The sequence below is a fragment of the Mesorhizobium sp. M4B.F.Ca.ET.203.01.1.1 genome, from assembly GCF_004791025.1.
GTDB classification, from domain to species: domain Bacteria; phylum Pseudomonadota; class Alphaproteobacteria; order Rhizobiales; family Rhizobiaceae; genus Mesorhizobium; species Mesorhizobium abyssinicae.
This window is the reverse complement of sequence record NZ_SRUO01000008.1, coordinates 98,202-124,198: the sequence shown is the minus strand read 5'-3', so window position 1 is coordinate 124,198 and position 25,997 is coordinate 98,202. Positions and strand designations below refer to the sequence as shown.

Genomic DNA, 25,997 nt, shown 5'->3' with positions numbered 1-25,997 from the left:
CGACAACTTTTTTCAACAGTGGCAAAAATCGCGATTTGGGCACGCCGAGGGATGGGTTTCGAGCCCAAGCGGTTTCGGAAACAGTGCCGGCAATCGGCAAGGCTGGTGAAGGATCAGCCGTCGCCGCCGCCGCTGCGCCGGCGGCAGCGCCAGTTCCAGTCGCGCTCGGGACCGACGTCAACATGGATGGATTCGGTGTGGCAGTAGGTGCCGACGCCGCCGCGGCCGGGCATGGAGCGGACGTAGCTTGCCAGCTCCCATTTGGAGACGCCGGGAACCTGGATGTCGGCGGCGGCGCAATACATGTGCAGCGAATTCTTGGCGCCGTTGGCGCGGCGGTTGCGGGACGGGTCGCGATAGCCTGAGGTGACGACCATCTTGCGGCCATAGTGGCCCTCGATCGTCTTCAGCACCCGCACCAGCGACGGCTTCAGGCAGGCGACGTCGACGCTTTCGTTCTGCTTCAAGAGGCCGTTGGGCGCGAGCCGCGCCATGCCGGCGGCCGACGCCACCTGGTAGGAGCCGCCCTCATCCTCGTTGAGGTCGACGTCGCTCTCGTCGTCGATGCCGGACTTGCGCTTGATCTCGAACAGCGCCGTCTGGCGCACGCCGGGCAAGGCATCGGCGCCGGTGATGTGGTTGCTCGGGTCGTCGAGCGAGGCCAGTTGCACCGGCTTTTCGGCCGGGGTGGCGGAAGCGAGCGTGATGATTGGCTTGGCGGGCGCAGTCGCCTTGGCGGCCGCCGGCTGTTCGCCCGAGCGCGTGTTGACCAGCGGCGTGGGCGCCGCCGACGCCGGCGCGGTGCTGAACAGCGAGGCAAACAGGCCCTTCTTCGGCGCGGCGATCGGCTGCTGGGGTGCTTCGCCGGCGGTCACGTAGACGCCGTTGTTCATCGGCCGCGCGGCGGCCTCGGCCTGCGGCTTGGCTGCGGTCGCGGCGGCATCGCCAGCGGCGACCTGCTGCGCGACGGCCTGCGTCTGCTCGGCTGCCTGGGCCTGCTGCACCAGTGGCTGCGGCGTGTTGCCGGCGATGGTGTCGGCGCCGGCGGGCACGTTGATCGGGAAGGCCGATCCGGGCTTCGTCACCGGTACGTAGGCAACCTTCTCAGGCAGAGGCTTGTCGTCCTCGCTCATCACGGTCGACACCGCCTCCGATGAGGCCGACGTCACCTGCAGAGACGAATCGGTCGAGGTCGCTGGCTTGGCGCCGGTTGCAGCGCTCATCTCGGTGGTGGTGGTATTGTAGCCGGGCATGCCGACCGACATCGTGGGGTCGCCGGCGGAGGTGCAGGAGGCCAGAAGCACTGAGAAAAGCGCTGCCGCAATGCTGCGACCTTCCCTCCGCGCGAGACGCCAACCACCTGATCTCAAAACTAAATTCCCCCTCGGTATCCGGCCGTCTGGTCATCGCCGCAGCGTTCTACGCCCCTCGCAACGGCTGTTCTGTTCCCAAACCGGAAACGGGACCTGTGTCAAATCTGCAAGCCTCGGAAGTAATCGTTTTTTCCAGGCGAAATGAAGCCGCCAGATAGCTGACGCCACCATTTCGACCTGTTTTAGCGGGCCGTCAACTCACCAGACATTACAGACTGTTACACGCGCACCTTGACATAGGTGCCCGGCGCATCGCCCAAGGTTTTCATATGCTTGCCGGGTTTGCGCGCCGGCACGCGGGCTTTGTCCTGGGTCTCGACCCAGTGCTGCCAGTGCGTCCACCAGGAGCCGGGATGCTCCACGGCGGCGGCGAACCACTGGCCGAAATCACCCACCGGTTTGCCGCCGGTCCAGTACTGATACTTCTTCGCGGCCGGCGGATTGACGACACCGGCGATGTGGCCGGAGCCCGCCACTACATATTCGACGTTGCCGCCGAAATAGCGCGAGCCGAGGAACACCGACAGCGCAGGCGCGATGTGATCCTCCTTGGTGGCCAGGTTGTAGACGGGGATCCTGATGTCGCCCAGCGAGACGGTGCGGCCGGCAAGCTCCATAGTGCCGCGCGAGAGGTTGTTCTCGAGATAGCAGTTGCGCAGGTAGAAGGAATGGTTGGCCGCCGCCATGCGGGTCGAATCGGCATTCCAGTACAAGAGGTCGAAGGGCAGGGGATCCTTGCCGCGCATGTAGTTGTTGATGACATAGGGCCAGATCAGGTCGCCCGAGCGCAGCATGTTGAAGGCGGTCGCCATCTTGGTGCCGTCGAGATAGCCCTTCTCGTTCATCGACCGCTCGACCGCCGCGACCTGGTCCTCGTCGACGAATACTTTCAGGTCGCCGGCATAGGTGAAGTCGACCTGCGTGGTGAAGAAGGTCGCCGATTTGATGCGGTTGTCGCCCTCTTGCGCCAACAGCGCCAGCGCCGCGGCGAGCAGCGTGCCGCCGACGCAGTAGCCGATGGCGTTGACTTCCTTCTCGCCGGTGGCCTTCTCGACCATGTCGAGGCCGAATTGCAGGCCTTCGCGGATATAGGCTTCCCAACCCTTGGAGCCGTGGCGCTCGTCCGGATTGATCCAGGAGATGACGAAGACGGTGTGGCCCTGCTCGATCGCCCAGCGGATGAAGGATTTCTGCGGGTTGAGATCGAGGATGTAGAACTTGTTGATCCACGGCGGGCAGATCAGCAAGGGACGCTTGAGCACGGTCTCGGTCACCGGATCGTACTGGATGATCTCGGCGACGTCGCTGCGACCGACCACCTTGCCGGGCGTCGTCGCCACGTTCTTGCCGATCTCGAAGGGCGAATAGTCGGCCTGGCGGAGCTTCAGGTCGCCCTTGCCGGCGGCGATATCCTCAGCCAGCATCTTCATGCCGCGAACCAGGTTCTCGCCGTTGGAGGCGACGGTCTCTCGGAACAGTTCCGGGTTGGTCAGGATGAAGTTCGACGGCGCGATCGCGTTGGACACCTGCTTGACGTAGAAGCTGGCCTTGTGGCGCGTGTGCTCGTCGAGACCCTCGGCATGCTCGACCAGATCGGCCGCCCAGCGCGAGGTGACGAGATAGGCCTGCTTCAGGAAATCGAAGAAGGCGTTGCGGCCCCATTCCGGGTCCTGGAAGCGCTTGTCGCCGCGTTCGGGCTTGACGGCGTCGTCAGGCGGCGCCTCGCCATTCGGGCTGACACGCTGGATGGCGTTTGCCCATACCGTCATGTAGCCGGCGAACAGCCGCGTCTGCGCCTCCAGCGCGCGCTGCGGGTCGGCCAGCCAGTACTCGCTGAGCTTGGAGAAGGTCTTGACCATGTCGACGACAGGCTCGGCGACGTGGTCGCGCACCTCGCCCTTCTCGCGCGGCTCGGCCCAGGCGGAAGCCGCCTTGCCGGCCTGCTCGACCATGCGCGCCATGTTCAACGCGAAGCGTTCCGGGTCCTTGACCAGATATTGCTCGACCGACGAAGGTCCGCCATCTTCCGCTTTGTCCGAATCGGCAGCTTTGGACATGGTTCGCGGGGTTCCTCCCGGGGCGTTTTCTTGACATATTATCATGGGACATCTGACCGGGTCCAACACGCTCTAACCCGGCTGCCAGGAAAACAATATGACGATTAATATTGGCAAGACGGTTTTTTCGGACGCCGGTCGCATTTGCCGCAACGCCGCGGCGATGGCGTTGCTGTCGGCCGGCATGCTGGCGGCGGGCGGCTGCTCGACCAGCAACACTTCGAATACGGCGCCGGTCGCCGGCGTCGAAGGGCCGAAGGACACCGGTTCCTATCCGAACCTCAACATTCCGCCGCAAGTGGCCGCCAAGCAGCTCACCAAGGAGGAGACGGACGCCAAGCTTGCCCAGTTGAAGGGCGAGCAGCAGGCGCAACTCGCCAAGAGCGGTGGCGGCGGCCAGACCGCAAGCCCGGCGGCGCTCAACTCGCTGGCCAAGAACCATGGCGACCAGGCGCTGAAGCAGATCGAGACGAAATGCGATCCCGCCCTCGACCCTAGCTGCAATTAGGGATATATCGCGCGCCGAAAACCACCTTTGAATGTCTGGAACTGACATGGAAGAATTTCACAAGGTCCGCCGGCTTCCGCCTTACGTGTTCGAGCAGGTCAACCGGCTGAAGGCCAGCGCCCGCTCGCGCGGCGCCGACATCATCGACCTTGGGATGGGCAATCCGGACCTGCCGACGCCGAAGGCCATCGTCGACAAATTGTGCGAAGTGGTGCGCGATCCGCGCACGCATCGCTATTCCTCCTCGCGCGGCATTCCGGGCCTGCGCCGCGCCCAGGCGGCGTACTATCAGCGCCGCTTCGGCGTGAAGCTCAATCCCGACACGCAGGTGGTGGCGACGCTTGGCTCGAAGGAAGGCTTCGCCAACATGGCGCAGGCGATCACCGCGCCCGGCGACGTGATCCTCTGCCCGAATCCGACCTATCCGATCCACGCTTTCGGCTTCATCATGTCGGGCGGCGTCATCCGCTCGCTGCAGGTGGAACCCGACGACGGCTTCATCCCGGCGGTCGAGCGCGGCATCCGGCACTCGATCCCGAAGCCGCTGGCGCTGATCCTCAACTATCCGTCGAACCCGACGGCGCTGGTCGCATCGCTCGATTTCTACAAGGACGTCGTCGCCTTCGCCAAGAAGAACGACATCATCATCCTGTCGGATCTCGCCTATTCCGAGATCTATTTCGACGGCAATCCGCCGCCCTCGGTGCTGCAGGTGCCGGGCGCGATCGACGTCTGCGTCGAGTTCACCTCAATGTCGAAGACCTTTTCCATGCCCGGCTGGCGCATGGGCTTCGCCGTCGGCAACGAGCGGCTGATCTCGGCGCTGACGCGGGTGAAGTCCTACCTCGACTACGGCGCCTTCACGCCGATCCAGGTGGCGGCGGCGCATGCGCTCAACGGCGACGGCGCCGACATCGCCGAGGTGCGCGAGGTCTATCACAAGCGCCGCGACGTGATGGTCGATTCCTTCAGCCGTGCCGGCTGGAGCATTCCGGCGCCGGCAGCCTCGATGTTCGCCTGGGCGCCGATCCCGGAGCAGTTCCGTCACCTCGGCTCGCTCGAATTCTCCAAGCTCTTGATCGAGCACGCCGACGTGGCGGTGGCGCCCGGCGTCGGCTTCGGCGAGCATGGCGACGATTTCGTGCGCGTGGCGCTGGTCGAGAACGAGCACCGCATCCGCCAGGCGGCCCGCAACATCAAGCGCTTCCTGGCGTCCACCGCCAAGCAGCCCAACAATGTGGTGCCGCTCTCCGCGCACCGCTGAGTTCGCCTGACATCACCGATCGAATTTTTGAGGGGCATCGCCGGACATGGCTGAAGCGTTGCGTGTTGGAATTGCCGGCCTCGGCACGGTCGGCGCCTCGGTGGCGCGCGTGTTGCGCGACAAGGCGGCCGAGCTCACCCGCCAGTGCGGCCGCGACATCGTCGTGGCAGCCGTCTCGGCCCGCGATCCCAAGCGCGACCGCGGCGTCGACCTTGGTGGCGCTCAATGGTTCGACGATGCGGTCAGGATGGCGGAGACGGCCGATATCGACGTCTTCGTCGAACTGATCGGCGGCGACGAGGGGCCCGCGCGGGCCTCGGTGAAAGCAGCACTCGAGGCCGGTCGCCATGTGGTCACCGCCAACAAGGCGCTGCTGGCCAAGCATGGCGTGCAGCTGGCCGAGATCGCCGAGAAGAAGGGCGTGCTGCTGAACTACGAAGCGGCGGTCGCCGGCGGCATCCCGGTGATCAAGACGATGCGCGAGGCGATGGCCGGCAATTCGGTCACCCGCGTCTTCGGCATCCTCAACGGCACCTGCAACTATATCCTGACCCGCATGGAAGCCGAGGGCATCACCTTCGACGCCTGCCTGAAGGACGCGCAACGGCTCGGCTATGCCGAAGCCGATCCGACCTTCGACATCGAGGGCCACGACACCGCGCACAAGCTGTCGATCCTGACCAGCCTTGCCTTCGGCACGAAGATCGCCGCCAACGACATCTACATGGAAGGCATCTCCAACATCACCCAGGCCGACATCCGCGCGGCCGGCGACCTCGGCTACCGCATCAAGCTGCTTGGCGTCGCGCAGCGCACCGAGAGCGGCATCGAGCAGCGCGTGCACCCGACCATGGTGCCGACGGCTTCCGTCATCGCGCAGGTGCACGGCGTCACCAACGCGGTGGCGATCGAGACCGACATCCTGGGCGAGCTCCTGCTTTCCGGCCCCGGCGCCGGCGGCAACGCTACCGCCTCGGCGGTGATCGGCGATATTGCCGACATCGCCAAGAGCCGGCCGGGCTTCCAGCACGGTCCGGTCTTCGGCCGCCCGGCGAAGGAGCTGAAGCCCTACAAAAGGGCGCAGATGCGCAGCCATGCCGGCGGCTATTTCATCCGGCTCACCGTGCACGATCGCATCGGCGTCTTCGCAGCGATCGCCAAGCGCATGGCCGACAACGACATCTCGCTGGAATCGATCGTCCAGCAGGCGGCCGGGCCTGAAACCGACGCCCAGAAGACCGTCATCCTCGTCACCCACGAGACGACGGAGGCCGCGGTGCGCAAGGCTGTCGAAGGCATCACCAAGGACGGCCATTTGACCGACAAGCCGCAGGTGATCCGCATCGAGCGGGCGGAATAGCCAAACTCTCCTTTAATCGATTGATATTGCTGGGATTTCAAAAAATCCGCGGCCAAGTCTTGCCGTTGTCACGGAGCTTTGACACAAGAAACGCGCCTCTGGCGGGAGGCAGCGTTTCAACGAGGAACTGCCGCTTATGAACATCGCGCAGAACATTGTCGCCGGCCTCGACCGGATACTCACCATGGAGTTGGTGCGCGTCACCGAGCGGGCAGCGGTGGCGGCCGCCAGACTGCGCGGGCGGGGTGACGAGAAGGCGGCCGACCAGGTCGCGGTCGATGCCATGCGCCAGGAGCTCAACCGCCTCGCCATCAAGGGCACGGTGGTGATCGGCGAGGGCGAGCGCGACGAAGCGCCGATGCTCTACATCGGCGAGGAGGTCGGCACCGGCAAAGGCCCGGCGGTCGATATCGCGCTCGATCCGCTCGAAGGCACGACGATCTGCGCCAAGAACCTGCCCAACGCGCTGGCGGTCATCGCCATCGCGGAAAAGGGCAGTCTGCTGTTCGCGCCCGACGTCTATATGGACAAGATCGCCATCGGTCCCGGCTATGCCGACGGCGTCATCGACATCGATGCCGCGCCGGCCGACAACATCGCCAGTCTGGCCAAGGCCAAAGGTGTCGCGGTGTCCGACATCACCGCCTGCATCCTCGACCGCCCGCGCCACGCCAAGCTGATCGATGCGGTGCGCGCGACGGGCGCGGCGATCCGGCTGATCGGCGACGGCGATGTCGCCGGCGTCATCCACACCACCGATCCGGAAGAAACCGGCATCGACATCTATCTCGGCACCGGCGGCGCGCCGGAAGGCGTGCTGGCGGCGGCGGCGCTGCGCTGCACCGGCGGCCAGATGCAGGGCCGGCTGATCCTCGAGACGCCGGAGAAGGTGGCGCGCGCCGCCAAGATGGGCATTTCCGATCCGAAACGGGTCTATCAGGCGAAGGACATGGCGCGCGGCGACGTGCTGTTCGCGGCAACCGGCGTCACCGACGGCAACATGCTCGACGGCGTCAAGTTCGGCCGCACCTTCATCACCACCCACACCATCGTGCTGCGGTCCTCGTCGCGGACGGTGCGCGAGATCAAGGCGCGCCACCAGGATCTGGAAAAGTTTTGATTCCGTCCCGATTAGCCGTCGCATATTAGTATCGGCACTATGAAAATATGCGGGCGGCGCGTCGCATGACGGGCGAAAGACGGCTTTTCCTGGATGTCAGGCAGTCGGCCACCGGTGTCTCCTGGGAGCACCGGCTGACCGAACGGCAGGATATGAACGCGCTCGCCATCGCCCAGGGCCACGGCGTGCCCGACATCGTCGCACGCGTGCTGGCCGGACGCGGCGTCACTGCCGAGCAGACCGAGCGCTTCCTCGACCCGACGATCCGCGACCTGTTGCCGAACCCGGCCTCGCTCACCGACATGGACAGGGCGGCGGCGCGCATCGCGGAAGCGATCGTCGCCAAGGAGAAGGTGGCGATCTTCGGCGACTACGATGTCGACGGCGCCGCGTCGTCGGCGCTGCTCAAACGGTTCCTGGCGCATTTCTCGGTGCCGTCGGAAATCTATATTCCCGACCGCATCTTCGAGGGGTACGGCCCCAATCCGGAAGCCATGCGCGACCTCGTCTCGCGCGGCGCCAAGCTGATCGTCACCGTCGACTGCGGCACCAACAGCGCCGTCTCGATCGAGGCGGCGAAGGAAGCGGGCGCCGATGTCGTGGTGCTCGACCACCACCAGGTCGGCGGACCGCTGCCAGCGGCGAATGCGGTGGTCAATCCCAACCGCGAAGACGATCTTTCCGGGCAGGGCCATCTTTGCGCCGCCGGCGTCGTCTTCCTCTGCCTGGTGCAGACGGCGAAGGTGCTGCGCGGCCGGCTGCCCGAGGCGGCACAGCCGGACCTTCTGTCATTGCTCGACCTGGTGGCGCTGGCCACCGTCTGTGACGTCGTCCCGCTCACCGGCGTCAACCGCGCCTTCGTCGTCAAGGGGCTGCAGGTGGCGCGCCAGCAGAAGAACGAGGGTCTGGCAGCCCTTGCCCGGGTGTCGCGCATCGGCGAGCCGATCAGCACCTTCCACCTCGCCTATCTGATCGGGCCGCGCATCAATGCCGGCGGGCGCATCGGCGACGCCGCGCTCGGCAGCCGCCTGCTTGCCACCGACGATCCGGTCGAGGCCGGCACGATCGCCGAGACGCTCGACCGGCTGAATCAGGAGCGCCAGCAGATGGAGCTGGAGATGCTGGCCGAGGCCCGCGCCGAAGCCGATGCCGAGCTTGCCGGCGGCAATGGCCCGGCCATCGTCGTCACCGCCAGCCAGACCTGGCATCCGGGCATTGTCGGGCTGCTCGCCTCGCGGCTCAAGGACCATGCACGGCGGCCGGCCTTCGCCATCGCCTTCAACGCCAATGGCGTCGGCACCGGCTCCGGGCGATCGGTGTCTGGCTTCGATCTCGGGCGGCTGGTGCGCGAGGCGGCCGATGCCGGGCTGATCGTCAAGGGCGGCGGCCACGGCATGGCGGCCGGCATCACGGTCGAGCGGGCCGGGCTCGGCGCGCTACGCGCCTTTTTCGAAGAGCGCGCGGCGGCCGATGTGTTCAGGCTGCAGGACGAGGAGAGCCTGGCGATCGACGGCGCGCTCGCCGCCGAGGGGGCGACGCTCGCCTTGCTCGACGCGCTGGAAAAGGCCGGTCCGTTCGGCGCCGGCCATGTCGCGCCGGTGTTCGCGCTGCCGCGCCACCGGCTGACCGACGCGCGGCCGGTCGGCACCAATCACATCCGCGCCGAGCTGCAGTCGCAAAGCGGCGGCCGCATCCAGGCGATCGCCTTTCGCGCCGTCGATACGGCGCTCGGCGAATTCCTGTTCAGGAACCGGGGCAGGACGGTGCATATCGCCGGGTCGCTGTCCGGCAACTACTGGAACGGCAACCGCACGGTGCAGTTCCGCATCACCGACGCGGCGCTGGCCTGAGGCTTTCGGGTGATCGTGAATTAGGCGAGAACGGTCTGCAGCCGGGTCAGTTCGCCGATCTGCGCCTTCGTCGCCTGGTAGCCGAGGCTGATCGCCTCGTCGGCGCGATGGAATTCGGTCAGGCCGATATGGCTGAGCTTGGGCTGCAGCGACATGTCGGGCGGGTCGCCGGCGAGCCTGGCGCGCGAGATCCGGTCCTGGATGATGTTGAAGGCTTCGACCATGACGCCGGTGATGCCAAGCCGCGTCTGGTGCGACTGGTGCGCAGCATCGATGTGGCCGGGTTGAGGCGCGTCCTTCTCGATGACCAGCTCGCCGGCGCTGTGCTTGATGACGGCGGCGCGGCCGAACAGGTCATAGTGGAGGTTGACCGCCACGACGAGCGGCTGCTCGTAGGCGCGGCAGACCGAAACCGGCACCGGGTTGACCAGCGCGCCGTCGACCAGAACGCGGCCGTTACAGTTCACCGGCTCGAACACGCCCGGCAGCGCATAAGAAGCGCGCATGGCCGTGATCAGCGAACCGTTGGACAGCCAGATCTCATGGCCGGTGCGGATTTCCGAGGTGACGGCGACGAAGGGCTTCGACAGGTCCTCGAAGCGGATGCCGGCCATATGCTCGCGCAGCCTTGCGTCGAGCTTCAGGCCGCCGAACAGGCCGCTGCCGCGCAGATTGAGATCGAGGAGGCCGAAGATGCGCCGCTTGGTCAGGCTGCGGGCGAATTCCTCCAACTGGTCCAGCTTGCCGGCCAGGTAGCAGCCGCCGACCAGGGCGCCGATCGAGGTGCCGGCGATCATCGACACTTCAATGCCGGCCTCGTCGAGCGCGCGCAGCACGCCGATATGGGCCCAGCCGCGCGCGCAGCCACCGCCGAGCGCCAGCGAAATACCCGTCTTCTTGCCAGGCTTCTGGTCGGATGCGCCGCCGGACGAGGAGGGGCCGTTGGCCTCTCGAACATCTGGTCTGCCACGTAATGACGCCCATTCGAGCATCATAATCTCCCCTTATCCCACATTCCTTCTACAGCAAGGATGTTTGAGAATAGTGAACATGAGTGGTTTGTGAATATTGAATGGTTCACACCGGCTTCCGATACGTTTCACCCGCATCGAACAGCGGCCTGCTGCCGTCGTCGGCAAGCACCGCCTTGCCGTCGTTCAGCCCCACCGTCCGATAAAAGCAGGAACGTCGACCGGTGTGACAGGTTGCGTCGTGGCCCAACACTTTCACGCGAAGCCATATCGAATCCTGGTCACAATCTGTGAGCATCTCGACGACGGTCTGGACATTGCCCGAGGTCTCGCCCTTCTTCCACAGCGCGTTGCGGGAGCGCGACCAGTAGTGGGCGATGCCGGTTTCCAGCGTCAGCGCCAGTGCCTCGGCATTCATGTGCGCGACCATCAGCAGCTTGCCGTCCTCGGCGTCGGTGACGACCGCGGTGACAAGGCCGGCTGCATCGAAGCGCGGCGAAAAGGCGGTGCCTTCCTCCAGCGCTTTCTTGTCTGATGGAGCCTCTGGGAATTGCAGTGCCGACATCGCCGGTCCTTAGCTATTAAAGATATTCAGGGGAGGCTGGGCCATGCAAAATGGCGGCTTCCGCCGCTTCCAGTGCTCACGTACTTTTCATACGCTCAGCTCCGGACCTCGGAAACCACCATTTTCGACTAAGCCTACGCCTTTGGCAGGTGACGGCCGACGATCAGCCGCGCACCATGGTGACGAAGCGGACCTGCTCCTCGGGCGTGTCCTTGAAGACGCCGGTGAAGGTCGAGGTCAGCGTGGTGGAGTCCTGCTTGCGGATGCCGCGCATGGCCATGCACATATGCTCGGCCTCGATCATGACGGCGACCCCGCGCGGATTGAGCACGTCCTGGATGACGCCGGCGATCTGCGCCGTCATCGCTTCCTGCGTCTGCAGGCGATGGGCGAAGATATCGACGACGCGGGCGATCTTGGAAAGGCCGACGACCTTGCCGTCGGGCAGGTAGCCGACATGCGCCTTGCCGATGATCGGCACCATGTGGTGCTCGCAATGCGAATGGAATTTTATGTCCCTGACGATGACGAGGTCGTCATAGCCGGCGACTTCCTCGAAGGTGCGGCCGAGTTCGTCGGCCGGGCACATGTCGTAGCCGTTGAACATTTCGCGGAACGCCTTGGTCACACGCTTCGGCGTGTCGATCAGGCCCTCGCGATCCGGATTGTCGCCGGTCCAGCGCAGCAGCGTGCGCACGGCGGCCTCGACCTCGGCTTCGCTCGGCCGATCGGTGATCGGCTTCTCCATGTATTCGGAGGGTGGCATGAGTTTCTTGATGACGGCATCCATAAAAGGCGTCTCCCGTAGTCCCTCTCTCAGGAGGAACGAGTTGAACGGACCACGACCTTTCGGGTGTTAGAAACTCGCCCGGTTTCCAGCCCGCAAGCGGCGTGAACAAATTTGGGCAGCGATGGCGGCTTTTGGCTGCCTTGTCGATGCCCGACTGCCAGCATTATATATGGTCGTGCCGAGCGAATGAAAGACGCATCAGCGGCAATCCTTGTTCGCTGGGCGGCGACAGATTGGAAAAATATGATCGACGACGTCTACAATGCGAAAATCCTCGGCTTCGCCGGAAACATCGCCCGGATCGGCCGGCTCGAGCAGCCCGATGCGACGGCGCGCGCGCATTCCAAGCTGTGCGGCTCGACCGTCACCGTCGACCTCAAGATGGACGGCGACGTCGTCACCGATTTCGCGCATGACGTGAAGGCCTGTGCGCTCGGCCAGGCCTCGTCCTCGATCATGGCCCAGAATGTCGTCGGCGCCCACGCCGATGAGTTGCGCGCAGTGCGCGAAACCATGCTGAAGATGTTGAAGGAAAACGGCGCGCCGCCCGAGGGCCGCTTCGCCGACCTCAAATTCCTGGAGCCGGTGCGCGACTACAAGGCGCGCCATGCCTCGACCATGCTGACCTTCGATGCCGTGGTCGACGCCATCGGCCAGATCGAGAGGAAGCGGGCCGGGCAGGCGGCCTGAGGATCGGGCTAGGCAGCTCTTCTGGTCACGGCGAACTCGCTTCTGATCCACTCGGCGAACGCCTTGGCGGGTTCCGGCAGATCCCGCAAGCTCCTGGCCACCAGCCAATAGGCGCCGGAAGCAACATCGATGTCGAACGGCTTTATCAAAGTGCCTGACGCGAGTTCCTCGCCGACCTGTAGGAGATCGCCGAGGGCCACGCCATGGCCGAGCAGGGCCGCCTGCTTCGAAAGCGAGATGTCGGCCAGCATCGGGCCTCGCGCGGCTACCGCGTCGGCGGGCACGCCGGCAGCCTGGAACCAGCGCGCCCAACCCTGGCGGTTTTCTTCGTGCAGCAGGGTGTAATGGCGAAGGTCGATCGGCTTTTCCAGGGGAGGGCCCGATGCCAGCAAGCCCGGTGACAAGACAGGTGAATCGACAGTCGAGACCAGGCGCTCGGCTTCAGCGCGCGGCCATGACGTGGCGTGCGCGCTGAAACGCAAGGCGAGTTCGGGCTGATCGCTGCGGAACTCGATCGGTCGCACATCGACTTCCAGCGACACGTCGATGTCGGGCCGCAATTGGCGAAAGCGATTGAGCCGCGGGACCAGCCACACGGCGGCGAGCGATGGTTCGACGCTGACGCGGACCACGGATTGCGCGGGCGAGGCCGCCAGGTCAGAAAGCACCCGGTCGATGTCGTCGAAGCTTCTGACCAATCGGTCGAGCAGCCGTTGCCCCGCATCCGTCAGCTCGACCCGCCGATGCAGGCGATGGAACAGCGGTTGGCGCAGGAAGGCTTCGAGTTCCCTGATCTGACGGCTGATGGCGGCCTGCGAAACGAAAAGCTCTTCGGCGGCGCGGCTGAAGCTCAGATGCCGGCCGGCGGCTTCGAAACTTCTGAGAGCCGTGAGGGGCAGGCGGCCGCGTTTCATTCGCATAACCTCAAGTTATCCGACCTGGACGTTATACTCGTTTGAGGGAGAAGACCAGCGGCGGTCTAATCGGCACTCAAAGGAGAGCTGACATGATCCAGTTCCTGAACATTCTTCACGATGTCATGCGGATCGCGACGTTCCAGTGGCGGGGCGACACGCAGCAGAGCGGATGCGGCGAACGATGGCCCGGCCACGGCCGCGGCGAAAGCGCGTCGATCGATCGCCATCGCATCCGTCGTGCGCGGCCGTGAGGACGATCGCCGACATGGGATTGCGTTCGGCGCGCAACCTCCACATCTATGGCGGGGAGAACGCGGCGATGCGGAGATTGCGGTGCACGATCACCAAGGGCATGCGCACGGCGCCGGGCCGGTCCGGCGCGGGCGCAACTGGCCGGGACCCTGGCGCAGGACGCCGGGCCGTGTCTTCGGCACGTCGCTTGTCCGTCTCTATCAACTGACGCTGTCCGGCTTCGTCGGCAATTCCTGCCGGCATCTGCCGACCTGCTCCGAATACGCGCATGAGGCGATCGCCCGCCACGGCCTGTGGGCCGGCGGCTGGATGGGGCTTTTCCGGGTGCTGCGCTGCGGTCCGTTCGGAACGCATGGCATCGACCTTGTGCCCGAGACGCTCGCCAAACGCTATCTCTGGTTCACGCCCTGGCGCTACCGCCAGATCGGCAAGAAGCGCGGCGATCTCGAGGCCTGAGGGTCTGCCACGGAGCGGTGGCCGGACCATCAAGTCTTAACGATCTGGTTAGGTTAACCGCATGTTGCTGTGAACTCGCGCATTTGAGACAAAATCGAGACAAGAGGCCCCGCTAAGTCGCTCCTGTACCCTTCAGGAGAGAGACTGCCATGCGCCAGATAGATCGCCTTCCGTTCGTTTTTGCCGCCGTTCTCTTCCTGCTGGCCTGGCTGCTCGGGTTCCCGATGCGCGCGCAGTCGGCGCCGCTCGGAGATATCGAATGCACGCTGATCCAGGATGCGGCGAGCGGTGACACACTCTATCGCGACGGTGTCTGCGACCAGCGCTTCAGCCCGGCCTCGACCTTCAAGGTGCCGCTGGCGCTCATCGGCTATGATGCCGGTGTTCTCACCGACGAACATACGCCGAGCTGGGACTACAAGCCTGAGTTCAACGCGGTGAAGCGCGATCGGAAGACGGTCGATCCGACAGTCTGGGAGCGCGATTCCGTGCTCTGGTACTCCCGCGAAATCACGCGCAAGGTCGGCAGCGAGCGCTTCGCCGGCTACGTTTCGAAATTCGGCTATGGCAACATGGATGTCTCCGGCAATGCCGGCAAGAATGACGGCCTCACACATTCCTGGGTGAATTCCTCGCTGGAGATATCGCCTGCGGAGCAGACTGCCTTCTTGCGGCTGCTGCTTGCCGGCAAGATGCCGGTTTCGGCCAAGGCGCATCAGATGGCGGAGGCGATCGTCCCGAGCTTCGAGGCCGGGGGCTGGGCGGTGCAGGGCAAGACCGGCAGCACGAGACTGGGCAAGGGCGGCGAGGACGAGCGCTCGCTCGGCTGGTTCGTCGGCTGGGCCGCAAAGGGCGAGCGCCGGATCGTCTTTGCCCGGCTGGTCGTCGACACGAACCGCAGCGATATGCCAAAGGGTCCGAAGACGCGGGCAGGGTTCCTGAAGGATTTGCCCGGCCTGGTCAAATAGAGGGGTGCTGCAGCTTTACGGCGGCGGCATCTGCCCATAAAAGACTGCCGCCGCCGGACGCATCCGGCATTTCACCACCCGCGCTCGTTTGCGGGACTGGATAGGAGAACTCCATGCTGAATTCCGTTTCCCTGACATTTCCCGATGGCTCCGTCCGCGACTACGACGCGGCGATGACCGGCGCCGGCCTTGCCGAATCGATCTCGAAGTCGCTGGCCAAGAAGGCCGTGGCCTATGCCATCGACGGCACCGTGCGCGACCTTTCCGATCCGCTCGGCAAGTCCGGCAAGGTCGAGATCATCACCCGCGAGGATCCGCGCGCGCTGGAACTGATCCGGCACGATGCGGCGCACGTGCTGGCGGAAGCCGTGCAGGAACTGTGGCCGGGAACGCAGGTGACCATCGGGCCGGTGATCGAGAACGGATTCTATTACGACTTCGCCCGCAACGAACCGTTCACGCCCGACGATTTCCCGGTGATCGAGAAGAAGATGCGCGAGATCATCCAGCGCAACAAGCCGTTCAGCAAGGAAGTCTGGTCGCGCGAGAAGGCGAAGAAAGTGTTTGCCGACAAGGGCGAGCGCTACAAGCTGGAGCTGATCGACGCCATCCCGGACGACCGGGACCTCAAGATCTACGCGCAGGGCGACTGGTTCGACCTCTGCCGTGGACCGCACATGGCCTCGACCGGGCAGATCGGCAACGCCTTCAAGCTGATGAAGGTGGCCGGCGCCTATTGGCGCGGCGACTCCAACAACCCGATGCTGACGCGCATCTACGGCACGGCCTGGGCCGACCAGGCGCAGCTCGACGCTTACCAGACGATGCTGGAAGAGGCCGAGAAGCGCGATCACCGCAAGCTCGGCCGCGAGATGGATCTGTTCCATTTCCAGGAAGAGGGCCCTGGCGTCGTCTTCTGGCATGCCAAGGGCTGGAAGATGTTCCAGAACCTGGTCAACTACATGCGCCGGCGCCTCGACGAGCAGGGCTATCAGGAGGTCAACGCACCCCAGGTTCTGGACAAGAGCCTGTGGGAGACATCGGGCCACTGGGGTTGGTATCGCGACGCCATGTTCAAGGTGACGGTGGCCGGCGACGACACCGACGACGACCGGGTGTTCGCATTGAAGCCGATGAACTGTCCGGGCCATGTGCAGATCTTCAAGCATGGGTTGAAGTCTTATCGCGACCTGCCCGTCAAGCTTGCGGAATTCGGCAATGTCCATCGCTACGAACCTTCGGGCGCGCTGCATGGGCTGATGCGCGTGCGCGGCTTCACGCAGGACGATGCGCATATCTTCTGCACCGAGGAGCAGCTTGCGTCCGAGTGCCTGCGCATCAACGACCTGATCCTGTCCACCTATGCCGACTTCGGCTTCGACGAGATCAGCGTGAAGCTGTCGACGCGGCCCGACAAGCGCGTCGGTACCGACGAGGCCTGGGACCATGCCGAGGAGATCATGAGCGGCGTGCTGGACACGATCCGCACTCGGTCGGGCAATCGCATCAAGACCTCGATCAACCCGGGCGAGGGCGCCTTCTACGGCCCGAAATTCGAATATGTGCTGAAGGACGCCATCGGCCGCGAATGGCAGTGCGGAACCACGCAGGTCGACTTCAACCTGCCGGAACGCTTCGGCGCCTTCTACATCGGCTCGGATTCGGAAAAGAAGCAGCCGGTGATGGTGCACCGTGCCATCTGCGGCTCGATGGAGCGTTTCCTCGGCATCCTGATCGAGAACTATTCCGGCCATTTCCCGCTGTGGTTCGCGCCGCTGCAGGTGGTGGTGGCGACGATCACCTCGGATGCCGACGACTACGCGAACGAGGTGGTGGCCAAGCTCAAAGCCGCCGGACTTTTGGCGGAGGCGGACCTGCGCAACGAGAAGATCAACTACAAGGTCCGCGAGCATTCGCTGGCCAAGGTCCCGGTCATCCTCGTTTGCGGCAAGCGCGAAGCCGAGGAGCAGACGGTCAACATCCGCCGGCTGGGGTCGCGCGACCAGGAATCGCTCGGCCTGGCCGAGGCGATCGCACGGTTGAGCGAGGAAGCGGTAACGCCGGATCGCAAGCGCAAACGCGCTGCCTGACCCGCACATTCCCGATGGCATGGCGGTGGAGCGTTCCACCGCCATTTTCATATGCCTGTCACGCCAAGCCTGTAACGAGCCGCCATGCTCAAGCTGAAACTGCGGGAAAGGCCGTTTCCCGAGCTTTCCTATGCCAGTTCGCATCAGCCGGCGCTGACGCGCTGGCTCATCCATTCGGTCGAGGGCCTGTCCGGCCGCGACCGTTTTGCAGCACTTTATGATTTCTGGCGGCGCCAGGTGGCGCCGAGCGGCGAGCGCGTGTTCAGCCGCATGCTGGAACTCATCGACGTCAGGGTCCGGAACGCCGCTCCATGGCCGCCGGCGAAGCTGCCCGACACGCCATTGGTGATCGTCGCCAACCATCCGTTCGGCATCGGCGACGGCATTGCCGTGCTGTCGCTGGCCGAGCAGCTCGGACGGCCGTTCCGCGTCATGATCCACAAGGATCTGCTCAAGATCCGCGAGATGGAACCCTATTCGCTGCCGATCGACTTTTCCGAGACTAAGGAGGCGCTGAAGAACAATTTGGCGGTGCGCCATGAGGCGGTGCGGCTCTTGAAGGAAGGCATCACCATCGTTGTCTTCCCGGCCGGCGGCGTCGCCACCGCGCCGAAGGGATTCGGCCGAGCAATCGACCTGCCATGGAAGATGTTCCCGGCCAGGCTCATCCAGGACGCCAAGGCCTCGGTCGTCCCCATGCATTTTTCCGGCCAGAACGGCCGGCTGTTCCATCTGGTCAGCGGTCCGATGAACATGGCCGAGCGCGAAGGGCGGGTGGCGAAGTTCGTCGGCAAGGCGTCGCTGACGCTGCGCTTGTCGCTGCTCATCCGTGAATTCGCGCGGCTGTCGGGCAAGGCCATCGACGTGCGCGTCGGCGATATCCTGACCTGGAACGAACTGGAGCCGCTGCGCGACCGCAAGGCGCTGCTCAACCGGCTCCATCGCGGCGTCTTCGACCTGGCGCCGATCGCGCCGCGCGGTCGCGTGCAATTTCTGCCGCGCCGCATGCGCAAGGCGGCCTGACGGGCAGATCGATCAGTCCGCGCCTTCCTCGGGATCGATCGCCGAAGCCTCTGTGGCCAGCACCTCTATCTCCTGGTTCTGGCCGGCGACGACGGTGAAATCCTTCTGGTAGATGCGGTCGCGGTTCTTGGCGATAATGGTGTAGTCGCCTTCGGCCAGCACCATCGAGGCGAAGGCGCCGACGGTTTCCTTGATCGGGTCGCCGGATTCGTTGAGCAGCGACCAGGAGGTGTCGGCGATCGCTTCGCCGCCGGCCTCGCGCACCAGCTTCATCGTCATCTCGGCGGCGCGATGCTCGACGGTCGCTTCGGTCAGCTTGCCGGCCTCGACGCGGATGTCGGAGCGGATGACGGCATTCACCGAGCCGTAGGTGGAGACGACATGGTAGGTGCCGGCATTCAGCCGCACCACTGCGTTCGGCTCGACGTCAGGGACGATCAGCGCGCGGTCGCCATTGGCCTCGACCTTGTCCTCGTAGATCGAGAAACGCAGCTTTTTCGGCGGTATGTGCACGCCGCCCGACAGCACGGCGTCGAGCTTGAGGCCGCCGGCGTCGAGGACCAGGCTTTCGCGCTTGGCCTCTTTGCCGACGGTGATGCGCTTGGTGGCGCCGGCACGTCCGTAGGAAGCATGGACAAGATAGCTGCCGGGCTCGAGCTGGAACACGGCGGTGCCGCCATGCGCCGAAGCCACCATCGGCAGCTGGCCGTCGCTGGCCGGCTCGGGCTTGAAGACCCGCCAGACGATGCCACGGGTGATGTCGGCGCCCTTGTCGGTCAGTTGCGCCGATAGCGTAATGGCGCCGCCGCCGCTCAAGGCCAGCGACGTGTCGCCTTTCGGCGTCGCATAGCTCGAAATTCCCGGCAGCTTCAGATTGCTGATGCCGTCCGCGTTCTGCGCAAAAACCGGCGAAACCGGCACTGCGAGCAGTGCGGCCGCGAGCCAGACCAGGAAAAGGCGCAGTGTCCCCTCAAACATGCCTTGCGTTGAAGCCCAAGGCGGTGGCAATTTCAAGGCTTAAGAGTCTACAAGGCTCTTGCCGTCCGGCGCGAAGCGCCATTGCCCGAGCCGCCCGAATTCCCGCCGGCGCGCTTCAGCCCAAAACTTATCTTCTAGGAGACTTGCGCCCATGGCGTCGCCGATCATCGACTTCCTGCTGACCCGGAACTCCGCGCCGATCCCGGACCTGAAGGAACCGGCGCCCAGCGACGCCGAGATCGCCACCCTGATCACCGCCGCCACGCGCGTGCCGGATCACGGCCGTCTCGAGCCTTGGCGCTTCATCCTCTACCGCGGCGAGGCGCGCATCGAGATCGGCAAGAAGCTGGCGGCCTTGGCCGAGCAGCGCGAGGGACCGCTGCCCGAGGGCCGGCGCAACCAGGAGCTGGCGCGCTTCTCGCGTGCGCCGCTGGTGATCGGCGTGGTGTCGGTGCCGAAGGAGAATCCGAAGATCCCGCAATGGGAGATGTTCCTCTCGGGCGGCATGGCGGCTATGAATCTGATGATCGCGGCCAACGCGCTGGGCTACGGCACCAACATGATCAGCAACTGGTATTCCGACGTGCCGGAGGGCCGGGCGATCCTTGGCTTGGCGCCGCAAGAGCGCGTCATCGGCTTCGTCCATATCGGCTCCTACGAGGGACCGGCGCCGGAGCGGCCGCGGCCAGATCCGGCAAAACTCTATGCCGACTATTCCGGACCTTGGGCAGGCTAGAGGCCAGATGTTCTACGAACCGTCGAAGGGCCACGGCCTGCCACACGATCCGTCCAAGGCGATCGTGGCGCCGCGCCCGATCGGCTGGATCTCGACCATCGACCGGCAAGGCAAGATCAACCTCGCCCCCTATTCGTTCTTCAACGCCTTTTCGACAAAGCCCTTCATCGTCTGGTTCTCGTCCGAGGGCGAGAAGGACAGCGCCACCTTCGCCGAGGAGACCGGCGAGTTCGTCGCCAATCTGGTCAGCCGCGAGCTGGCGCAGAAGATGAATCGCACTGCGGTCGACGCGCCGCGCGGCGTCAGCGAATTCGGTTACGCCGATCTCACCATGGCGCCGTCGCGCCTCGTCGCGCCGCCCCGGGTGGCCGAGGCGCCCGCCGCGCTCGAATGCCGGGTGACCGAGATCATCCGGCCGCGCGCGCTCGATGGCACGCAGACCAGTGCCGTCGTCGTCGCCGGCGAGGTGGTCGGAATCCACATCGACGACGCTTACCTGAAGGACGGCATGTTCGACATCGTCAGAGCCGGCAATGTCGGCCGGCTCGGCTACATGGACTATGCCAGCGTCGACCAGACCTTCTCGATGCGCCGGCCGCGCTGGGAAAAGGGCTGAACAGAGCTCGGGCAGACGCCGGCGGGGCAAGTCACGAAAGGCTGGTCATGATCGCGAGACTGATCCTGCAGACATTCGTGTGGTTCGGCGTCATGGGCGCCGTGCTGTTCCTCTCGGCCGGCACGCTGAACTGGCCGGGAGCCTGGGTGTATCTGGTGGTGATGATCGGGCTCAGCCTGACGCTCGGCATGTCGCTGGCCCGTCGCGATCCCGGCCTGATGAACGAGCGGCTCAGCCCTCCCATCCAGAAGAACCAGCCCCTGGTCGACAAGGTGCTGCTTTCGACACTGCTCGTCGCCATTTTCGCGTGGCTGGCTCTGATTGGGCTCGACCTCCGTTTCGGCTGGTCGGCGGTTCCGTTGTGGGTATTGGTGATCGGCGGGGTGATCCTGCTGGTTGGACTCTGGATCTGCTACCTGACGATGCTGGAGAACAGCTTCGCGGCGCCCGTCGTGAAGATCCAGGACGAGCGCGGACAGCATGTGATCACCACAGGTCCCTACAGCTATGTCCGCCATCCGATGTACGCCGGCGCCATCCTCTATTTTGCCGGCACGGCGCTTCTGCTTGGTTCCTGGTGGGGGCTGGCATCGGTGCTCTTCTTCGTCGGGCTGTTGGCGATCCGCACCTTCATCGAGGAGCAGGCGCTGCGGACCGGCCTGCGGGGCTATGACGACTACGCGGCCAATGTCCGCTACCGCCTGATTCCGCTGGTCTGGTAACGGTCAGGCGGAAATCCCCGCGGCGCGGGCGCGCGCCAGGAGACGCTCGGCCAGGCGCAGGTGTGGCCGGTCGTACATCTTGCCGTCGATGCCGACCACGCCCGGATTTCCGGCCGCCGCGAAGGCATCGACGATTGCCTGTGAGTGTTTTACGGCTTCTGCCGACGGCGTGAAGGCGGCGTTGATGACCGGCACCTGGGCCGGATGGATCGCCATCTTGCCGGTGAAGCCGTCGCGCTCGGCCTCGAGGCATTCGGCTTCGAAGGCGGCCATGTCGCGGAAATCCGGAAAGACGGTGTCGATCGCCGCGACTTCGGCCGCACCGGCCGCAAGGATGGTCATGGCGCGGGCGAGACGGAAGACATCGGTGTAACGGCCGTTCTCGCCGCGCGCGGCGCGGGCGCCGATCGCGGCCGACAGGTCCTCGGCGCCCCAGGTGAGGCCGGCGAGCCGCGCGCTGGTTCCGGCGTAACTCCCCGCCGCCAGTACGCCCACCGGCGTCTCGGTGATGATCGGCAGGATCCTGATCGCGCCGTCGGGCAGGCCGTTCTCGGCCTCGTGCATCCTAAGCTTGGCCGAGAGCTGCTGGACATCCTGGCCGCTGTTCGACTTCGGCAGCATGATGCCGTCGGGTCGAACGGGAACAAGGGCTGCGAGATCGTCGTCGGTGAGGCCGGTCGACAGATCGTTGACACGTACATAGATCGCGGAGGCCGTCTGGTGCCTGTGCCCGGCGATGAAACGCGCCGCGATGTCGCGCGCGGCGGGCTTGTTGCCGGCTGCGACGGAATCCTCGAGGTCGACGATGACGACGTCGGCGCCTGCGCCGAAACCCTTTTCGAGCTTCTTTTCGGAGTCGCCGGGAACGAACAGCAGCGAGCGCATCAGGCCGCCTTCTTCATCATCATCGCCTGCCTGGTGCATTTGGCGACGAGAACGTCATCCTGGTTGTAGGCGCGATGCTCGAACTCGACGATGCCGCGATCGGGTTTTGAGCGGGACTCGCGCACCGAGATCACCGTGGTTTCGACACGGATGGTGTCGCCATGGAAGACCGGATGCGGAAACACGGTTTCCTTCATGCCGAGATTGGCGACGGTGGTGCCGACGGTGATGTCGTTGACCGAAATGCCGATCATCAACCCCAGCGTGAACAGCGAGTTGACCAGCGGCTTGCCCCATTCGCTCTTGGCGGCGAAGTCGAAATCGATGTGCAGCGGCTGCGGGTTCAGCGTCATCACCGAAAACAGCATGTTGTCGCTCTCGGTGACGGTCTTGCGCAGCGTGTGGCGGAAGACGTGGCCGACGACGAACTCTTCGAGATAAAGCCCGGCCATGCACGATCTCCTCAACGGCTCATGGGTTGATAGGCGCTGCCTGCGGTGCCCGCAAGCCAGTTAATAAACATGGTGAACCGTTCGTAAACCATTTCAGGCCTACGGTTTCCAACGGGGCCGGGACGTTCCGGCAAGGGCGCAAGCTGGTCGGCATGATTGTTTCGCATTTTCTAAAATGGATCGATACGGCAAGGGTTGCCGAACGCGCCGCCGCGGCCAGCGCGCTGGCTCGCGCCTATATCAAGTCCGACCTGCCTTTCGAGGACCGCTGCGCCGCGGAAGCGGCGTTGACGCTGCTGCTCGACGACGCCTCGTCGAAAGTGCGGCTCGCGCTCGCCGAGGCGCTGTCGATGAGCCATCACGCGCCGATCCAGATCATCAGCGCGCTGGCCTCCGACCAGCCGGAAGTGGCCGCCATGGTGCTGGCGCGTTCGCCACTGCTTACCGATGCCGATTTGATCGACCGGGTCGCCGGCGGCCAGAAGGCGACGCAGAAACTGATTGCCGACCGGCCGGTCGTCTCGATGGCGCTGGCGGCGGCGATCGCCGAAATCGGCGAGCCGGAGGCCTGCGCCGTGCTGCTCGCCAACAGCGGCGCCGATATCGCATCGCTGAGCTTCCGCCGCATGGCTGAGCGCCACGGCCATCTGCCGCTGGTGCGCGAGGCGCTGATCGCCGACGAGCGCTTGCCCGCCGATTGCCGGCACATGTTGCTGGTCAAGCTCGGCGAGACGCTGAAAGGCTCGCCGCTGGTGCTGGCGCTGATGGGCGCGGCAAGAGCCGATCGCGTCATGCGCGATGCCTGCGTGAAGGCCTCGGTGACACTGATCGAAGGCACGCGGGCGGAGGAACACGCCGCGCTGATCGAACATCTGCGCCTGCGCGGCGACCTCACAGCGAGTTTCATCATCCGCACCATCGCGCATGGCAAGGTCGACTTCTTCGGTTCTGCGCTGGTGGCGCTTGCCCAGCAGTCCGAGCAACGGGTGAGGGCGCTGCTCGCCGGTGGGCACGACGTAGCGCTGCAGGCGCTGTTCCGCAGCGCCGGCCTTGCCGCGGCCACCCACGGCATCATCCTGCGCGCGCTCAAAGTGTGGCGCGAGGTGGCCAATGGCAAACGCGTCGCCGGCGTGCAGGAAGTGAGCTGGCTGATGCTGAAGGAGCTCGGCGGGCAATCGGCCGAGGGCGACCTTGCCGGGCTGGTGAAGTCGATCCATCTCGACGCGCTGCGCGAAAACGCGCGAGGGCATGCGCTGGCGATCGCAGCGGCCTAGCCGGCGTCAGCCCGGCCCTTCGCGAAGAAATCCGGATAGTCCTCCATCGCGGCGGCGATGATGCGCAGCGAGGCGGCGACCTGCAGCATTTCGGCCTTGTCGCTGCGCTCGGCGATGCTCGCCGCATATTGCCTGGCGACGGCGATGGTCGTCGTCTGCGGTTCGCCAGGCCTGCGAAACAGCAGCTCGCGCGCTAGCCCGCGCAGGAAATTGGTGATCGAGAGAACCGTTTCCGGCGGGATCTCCGCATCCTGCTGGGCGCTGCGCAGCCGCAGGATCTCGAGCCCGACGGTCACCGCCGCGATGCTACCGCCGAGCACGGCGTCGCCCTTCCTGCCGACGCGCTGCAACAGCGGCATCAACTGGTTGACCCGGTCATAGGCCAGACTCTCGAAGGCCGACCTTCGGGGCACGCGTTCATGCAGGCAAAGCCGGGCCAGGTCTTCGCGCATGGCCTGGAGGATGCGGTTGACGGTGACCCATGGATCGGCGGGCAGCACGACGATGAAGACGCCGATGGCGATGAGAATGCCGACCAGGATCGACGCCGACCCGGCGAGGAACGGGCCAGGATCGTAGGTCATGGCCTGATGCGGACTGAGGAAGGCGAGGAAATTGATGGCGAAGGCGGTGGCGACGCCGACATGGCGCGGATTGGCCATGCCGAGAGCCGCCGGCACCATGATCGGCACGACGAAGAGCGTGAACCAGCCGAAGCCGGGGAGCGCCGGCAGTGCGACCTGGCCGACGAGGAACGCAAAGGGCAGCGCAAGCAAGGTCCCCTTGAAGAAACCCCACGCCGAGTCGACAGGGTCGGGGCGGGCGGCGAACAGGCTGGAGACGACGGCGACGAGGATGACCGTGCCGGCGGCTTCCGACCATTTCGTCGTCAGCCAGAACGCCGTGACCAACAGCGTCGCAAGGCCCGCCCGAACGGCGTTGCGCCAGGCGGCATGATAGTCGCGATGGACGACGAGCGCCGGCTGGCGGCGGTCGCGCGAGGGCCGCGAAGCCGGCGAACGGAGCGCGTCCAGCCCGCGCAGCACCTGCTTCAGCGCTTCGGCAAAATCGGCGGCGATGGTGAGGCGGGTGATGGCGCCGAGGCGGTCGCTTTCGGGATCCGGTGACGCCTCGGGCGTCTGCCGCGCCTCATGGGCGATCGCGTCGAGCCGCGCCACCCACGGGCCGGTGTCATCCAGCGCGCCCGGGCTGGTCGCCATTTCGCCGACCAGGGCCTGCAATTCGCTGCGGACCGGGATAAGGGCGGCATTCTTCGGCGCGGCATGCGAATGCAATGCGCGTGCCGCCGAGAGCGCCCACAGGAGCTGGCCGATCGTGCGCCGGACCGGATGGGCGCGGGGAGCAAAGCTCGGCGCTTCGAGCCTTGCGTAGGTGCGCATCTCGGCCAGCGTCTGGGCGTCGGCGATCAGCTTCCTCTGCAGACCGGCCAGGGTGGCGGCGTCACCGCCCGAAAAGGCGCCGCCGGCATAGGTGGCAAGGTCGAGGATGCTGCGCTTCAGCCTGGAGATGATGGCGTCGGCGGCCAGCTTCGGCAGGATCAGCCGACTGGTGAGGCCGGCGCAGACGATGCCAAGCACGATCTCGGCGCAGCGCGCGACGGCAAGGTCAACGACGAGGTGCGGCTGGCCGAAGGCAGGCAGGCCGATGATCATCGCGGTGTAGCCGGCAAGCGCGGCGCCATAGGCTTCGGGGTTGCGCAGCAGCGACGAGACCAGCGTGCAGATCCCGATCCACATCGCGAGCACGACGACCAGCAGCCAGGGATTGGCGCCGAACAGGGAGGTGATGCCGATCGCCGCTAACCCGCCTGCCAGCGTGCCAAGCAGGCGGTAGAAACCCTTGGCCAGCACCATGCCGGCGACGGGCTGAGCAACGATGAACACCGTCATCATCGCCCATTGCGGGTGGTCGAGCTTGAGGGCGTAGGCGGCGAGCAGCGCGATCAGCCCGGCCGAAACGGTGCGCAGGGCGAAGATCCAGTCCGAACGCGTCGGCCGGGTCAGCCCACCGAACCTCGCCTCGATAAGACCCTTCAGCCGCGCCAAGGTCACATGCTCGT

The 25,997-nt window shown here is 65.3% G+C and carries 25 protein-coding genes; 15 read left to right on the top strand and 10 right to left on the bottom strand.

The genetic code is table 11. From position 1 onward, the window contains the following. Window positions 1-113: 113 nt before the first annotated feature. Window positions 114-1,265, bottom strand: a complete 1,152-nt coding sequence (locus EN846_RS18980) for a YcbK family protein (RefSeq protein WP_245493296.1) — start codon at window positions 1,263-1,265, stop codon at window positions 114-116. Between the two features lie 326 nt (window positions 1,266-1,591). Next, window positions 1,592-3,430 carry a class I poly(R)-hydroxyalkanoic acid synthase gene (phaC, locus tag EN846_RS18975; protein WP_127283310.1) on the bottom strand — a complete coding sequence of 613 codons (1,839 nt, stop codon included), beginning with the start codon at window positions 3,428-3,430 and terminating at the stop codon, window positions 1,592-1,594. Window positions 3,431-3,527: 97 nt separating this feature from the next. Between phaC and EN846_RS18970 the strand changes: the two genes are divergently transcribed. The 5 genes from EN846_RS18970 (at window position 3,528) to recJ (ending at window position 9,532) form a co-directional block, all read left to right on the top strand. Further along, on the top strand, window positions 3,528-3,938 hold the full coding sequence (locus EN846_RS18970; RefSeq protein WP_187331290.1) for a hypothetical protein: 411 nt from the start codon (window positions 3,528-3,530) through the stop codon (window positions 3,936-3,938). Between the two features lie 46 nt (window positions 3,939-3,984). Continuing rightward, window positions 3,985-5,202, top strand: coding sequence for an LL-diaminopimelate aminotransferase (locus EN846_RS18965; protein WP_127283311.1), 1,218 nt, complete (start codon window positions 3,985-3,987; stop codon window positions 5,200-5,202). Window positions 5,203-5,248: 46 nt separating this feature from the next. Further along, window positions 5,249-6,562, top strand: a complete 1,314-nt coding sequence (locus tag EN846_RS18960) for a homoserine dehydrogenase (RefSeq protein WP_128346125.1) — start codon at window positions 5,249-5,251, stop codon at window positions 6,560-6,562. A gap of 136 nt (window positions 6,563-6,698) precedes the next feature. After that, a complete protein-coding gene (gene glpX, locus EN846_RS18955; RefSeq protein WP_127283313.1) occupies window positions 6,699-7,682 on the top strand; it encodes a class II fructose-bisphosphatase in 984 nt (327 codons plus the stop codon). Window positions 7,683-7,747: 65 nt separating this feature from the next. Beyond that, window positions 7,748-9,532 carry a single-stranded-DNA-specific exonuclease RecJ gene (gene recJ, locus EN846_RS18950; protein WP_127283314.1) on the top strand — a complete coding sequence of 595 codons (1,785 nt, stop codon included), beginning with the start codon at window positions 7,748-7,750 and terminating at the stop codon, window positions 9,530-9,532. A gap of 20 nt (window positions 9,533-9,552) precedes the next feature. Here the strand turns inward: recJ and EN846_RS18945 are convergent, their stop codons facing one another. The 3 genes from EN846_RS18945 to folE form a co-directional block, all read right to left on the bottom strand. Then, window positions 9,553-10,524: a patatin family protein gene (locus EN846_RS18945; protein ID WP_127311330.1), complete on the bottom strand. Its 972-nt coding sequence runs from the start codon at window positions 10,522-10,524 to the stop codon at window positions 9,553-9,555. A gap of 85 nt (window positions 10,525-10,609) precedes the next feature. After that, window positions 10,610-11,068 (bottom strand): phosphoribosyl-AMP cyclohydrolase, encoded by a 459-nt coding sequence (gene hisI, locus EN846_RS18940; RefSeq protein WP_127283316.1) that lies wholly within the window; start codon window positions 11,066-11,068, stop codon window positions 10,610-10,612. A 163-nt stretch (window positions 11,069-11,231) separates the two neighbouring features. Further along, complete coding sequence (gene folE, locus EN846_RS18935; RefSeq protein ID WP_127283317.1) at window positions 11,232-11,858, bottom strand: GTP cyclohydrolase I FolE; 627 nt, start codon at window positions 11,856-11,858, stop codon at window positions 11,232-11,234. 243 nt (window positions 11,859-12,101) lie between these two features. Here folE and EN846_RS18930 point away from each other — a divergent pair, with 243 nt between their 5' ends. Continuing rightward, on the top strand, window positions 12,102-12,548 hold the full coding sequence (locus EN846_RS18930) for an iron-sulfur cluster assembly scaffold protein (protein WP_127283318.1): 447 nt from the start codon (window positions 12,102-12,104) through the stop codon (window positions 12,546-12,548). An 8-nt stretch (window positions 12,549-12,556) separates the two neighbouring features. Here EN846_RS18930 and EN846_RS18925 read toward each other — a convergent pair whose 3' ends face one another. Further along, a complete protein-coding gene (locus EN846_RS18925) occupies window positions 12,557-13,462 on the bottom strand; it encodes a LysR substrate-binding domain-containing protein (protein ID WP_127283319.1) in 906 nt (301 codons plus the stop codon). Window positions 13,463-13,554: 92 nt separating this feature from the next. Between EN846_RS18925 and EN846_RS35185 the strand changes: the two genes are divergently transcribed. The 5 genes from EN846_RS35185 to EN846_RS18905 all read left to right on the top strand — a co-directional run bounded on the left by EN846_RS35185 (window position 13,555) and on the right by EN846_RS18905 (window position 18,254). Then, complete coding sequence (locus EN846_RS35185; RefSeq protein ID WP_187331291.1) at window positions 13,555-13,716, top strand: hypothetical protein; 162 nt, start codon at window positions 13,555-13,557, stop codon at window positions 13,714-13,716. An 82-nt stretch (window positions 13,717-13,798) separates the two neighbouring features. Next, window positions 13,799-14,173 (top strand): membrane protein insertion efficiency factor YidD, encoded by a 375-nt coding sequence (gene yidD, locus EN846_RS18920; protein WP_127283320.1) that lies wholly within the window; start codon window positions 13,799-13,801, stop codon window positions 14,171-14,173. 149 nt (window positions 14,174-14,322) lie between these two features. After that, the gene (blaOXA, locus tag EN846_RS18915; protein WP_128346531.1) at window positions 14,323-15,141 is read left to right on the top strand and encodes a class D beta-lactamase; all 819 of its coding nucleotides are present in this window, start codon (window positions 14,323-14,325) and stop codon (window positions 15,139-15,141) included. Between the two features lie 113 nt (window positions 15,142-15,254). Continuing rightward, window positions 15,255-17,231 carry a threonine--tRNA ligase gene (gene thrS / locus EN846_RS18910; RefSeq protein ID WP_127394046.1) on the top strand — a complete coding sequence of 659 codons (1,977 nt, stop codon included), beginning with the start codon at window positions 15,255-15,257 and terminating at the stop codon, window positions 17,229-17,231. A gap of 84 nt (window positions 17,232-17,315) precedes the next feature. Then, window positions 17,316-18,254 (top strand): GNAT family N-acetyltransferase, encoded by a 939-nt coding sequence (locus tag EN846_RS18905; protein ID WP_128275423.1) that lies wholly within the window; start codon window positions 17,316-17,318, stop codon window positions 18,252-18,254. A 12-nt stretch (window positions 18,255-18,266) separates the two neighbouring features. On the opposite strand, the gene EN846_RS18900 is transcribed toward EN846_RS18905, so the two are convergent. Continuing rightward, on the bottom strand, window positions 18,267-19,232 hold the full coding sequence (locus tag EN846_RS18900) for a hypothetical protein (RefSeq protein WP_127283324.1): 966 nt from the start codon (window positions 19,230-19,232) through the stop codon (window positions 18,267-18,269). A 151-nt stretch (window positions 19,233-19,383) separates the two neighbouring features. On the opposite strand from EN846_RS18900, the gene EN846_RS18895 reads away from it, so the two are divergent. From EN846_RS18895 to EN846_RS18885, 3 genes are read left to right on the top strand one after another with little or no spacing between them, the layout of a single operon-like run. Further along, on the top strand, window positions 19,384-19,968 hold the full coding sequence (locus tag EN846_RS18895; protein ID WP_127393967.1) for a nitroreductase: 585 nt from the start codon (window positions 19,384-19,386) through the stop codon (window positions 19,966-19,968). 7 nt (window positions 19,969-19,975) lie between these two features. Further along, the gene (locus EN846_RS18890; protein ID WP_127393968.1) at window positions 19,976-20,584 is read left to right on the top strand and encodes a flavin reductase family protein; all 609 of its coding nucleotides are present in this window, start codon (window positions 19,976-19,978) and stop codon (window positions 20,582-20,584) included. A 47-nt stretch (window positions 20,585-20,631) separates the two neighbouring features. Then, entirely contained in the window at window positions 20,632-21,306 is a 675-nt protein-coding gene (locus EN846_RS18885) for an isoprenylcysteine carboxylmethyltransferase family protein (protein ID WP_127393969.1), read from the top strand. A 3-nt stretch (window positions 21,307-21,309) separates the two neighbouring features. Here EN846_RS18885 and EN846_RS18880 read toward each other — a convergent pair whose 3' ends face one another. Together EN846_RS18880 and EN846_RS18875 are read right to left on the bottom strand one after the other, a co-directional pair. Continuing rightward, complete coding sequence (locus tag EN846_RS18880) at window positions 21,310-22,191, bottom strand: CoA ester lyase (RefSeq protein ID WP_128346530.1); 882 nt, start codon at window positions 22,189-22,191, stop codon at window positions 21,310-21,312. Next, window positions 22,191-22,643 carry a MaoC family dehydratase gene (locus EN846_RS18875; RefSeq protein ID WP_127283329.1) on the bottom strand — a complete coding sequence of 151 codons (453 nt, stop codon included), beginning with the start codon at window positions 22,641-22,643 and terminating at the stop codon, window positions 22,191-22,193. The genes EN846_RS18880 and EN846_RS18875 overlap by 1 nt, the downstream gene beginning before the upstream one ends. 152 nt (window positions 22,644-22,795) lie before the next feature. On the opposite strand from EN846_RS18875, the gene EN846_RS18870 reads away from it, so the two are divergent. Beyond that, window positions 22,796-23,917, top strand: coding sequence for a DUF2336 domain-containing protein (locus tag EN846_RS18870; protein WP_127394196.1), 1,122 nt, complete (start codon window positions 22,796-22,798; stop codon window positions 23,915-23,917). Here EN846_RS18870 and EN846_RS18865 read toward each other — a convergent pair. After that, entirely contained in the window at window positions 23,914-25,989 is a 2,076-nt protein-coding gene (locus tag EN846_RS18865) for an FUSC family protein (protein ID WP_135858387.1), read from the bottom strand. The genes EN846_RS18870 and EN846_RS18865 overlap by 4 nt on opposite strands. Window positions 25,990-25,997: the final 8 nt, after the last annotated feature.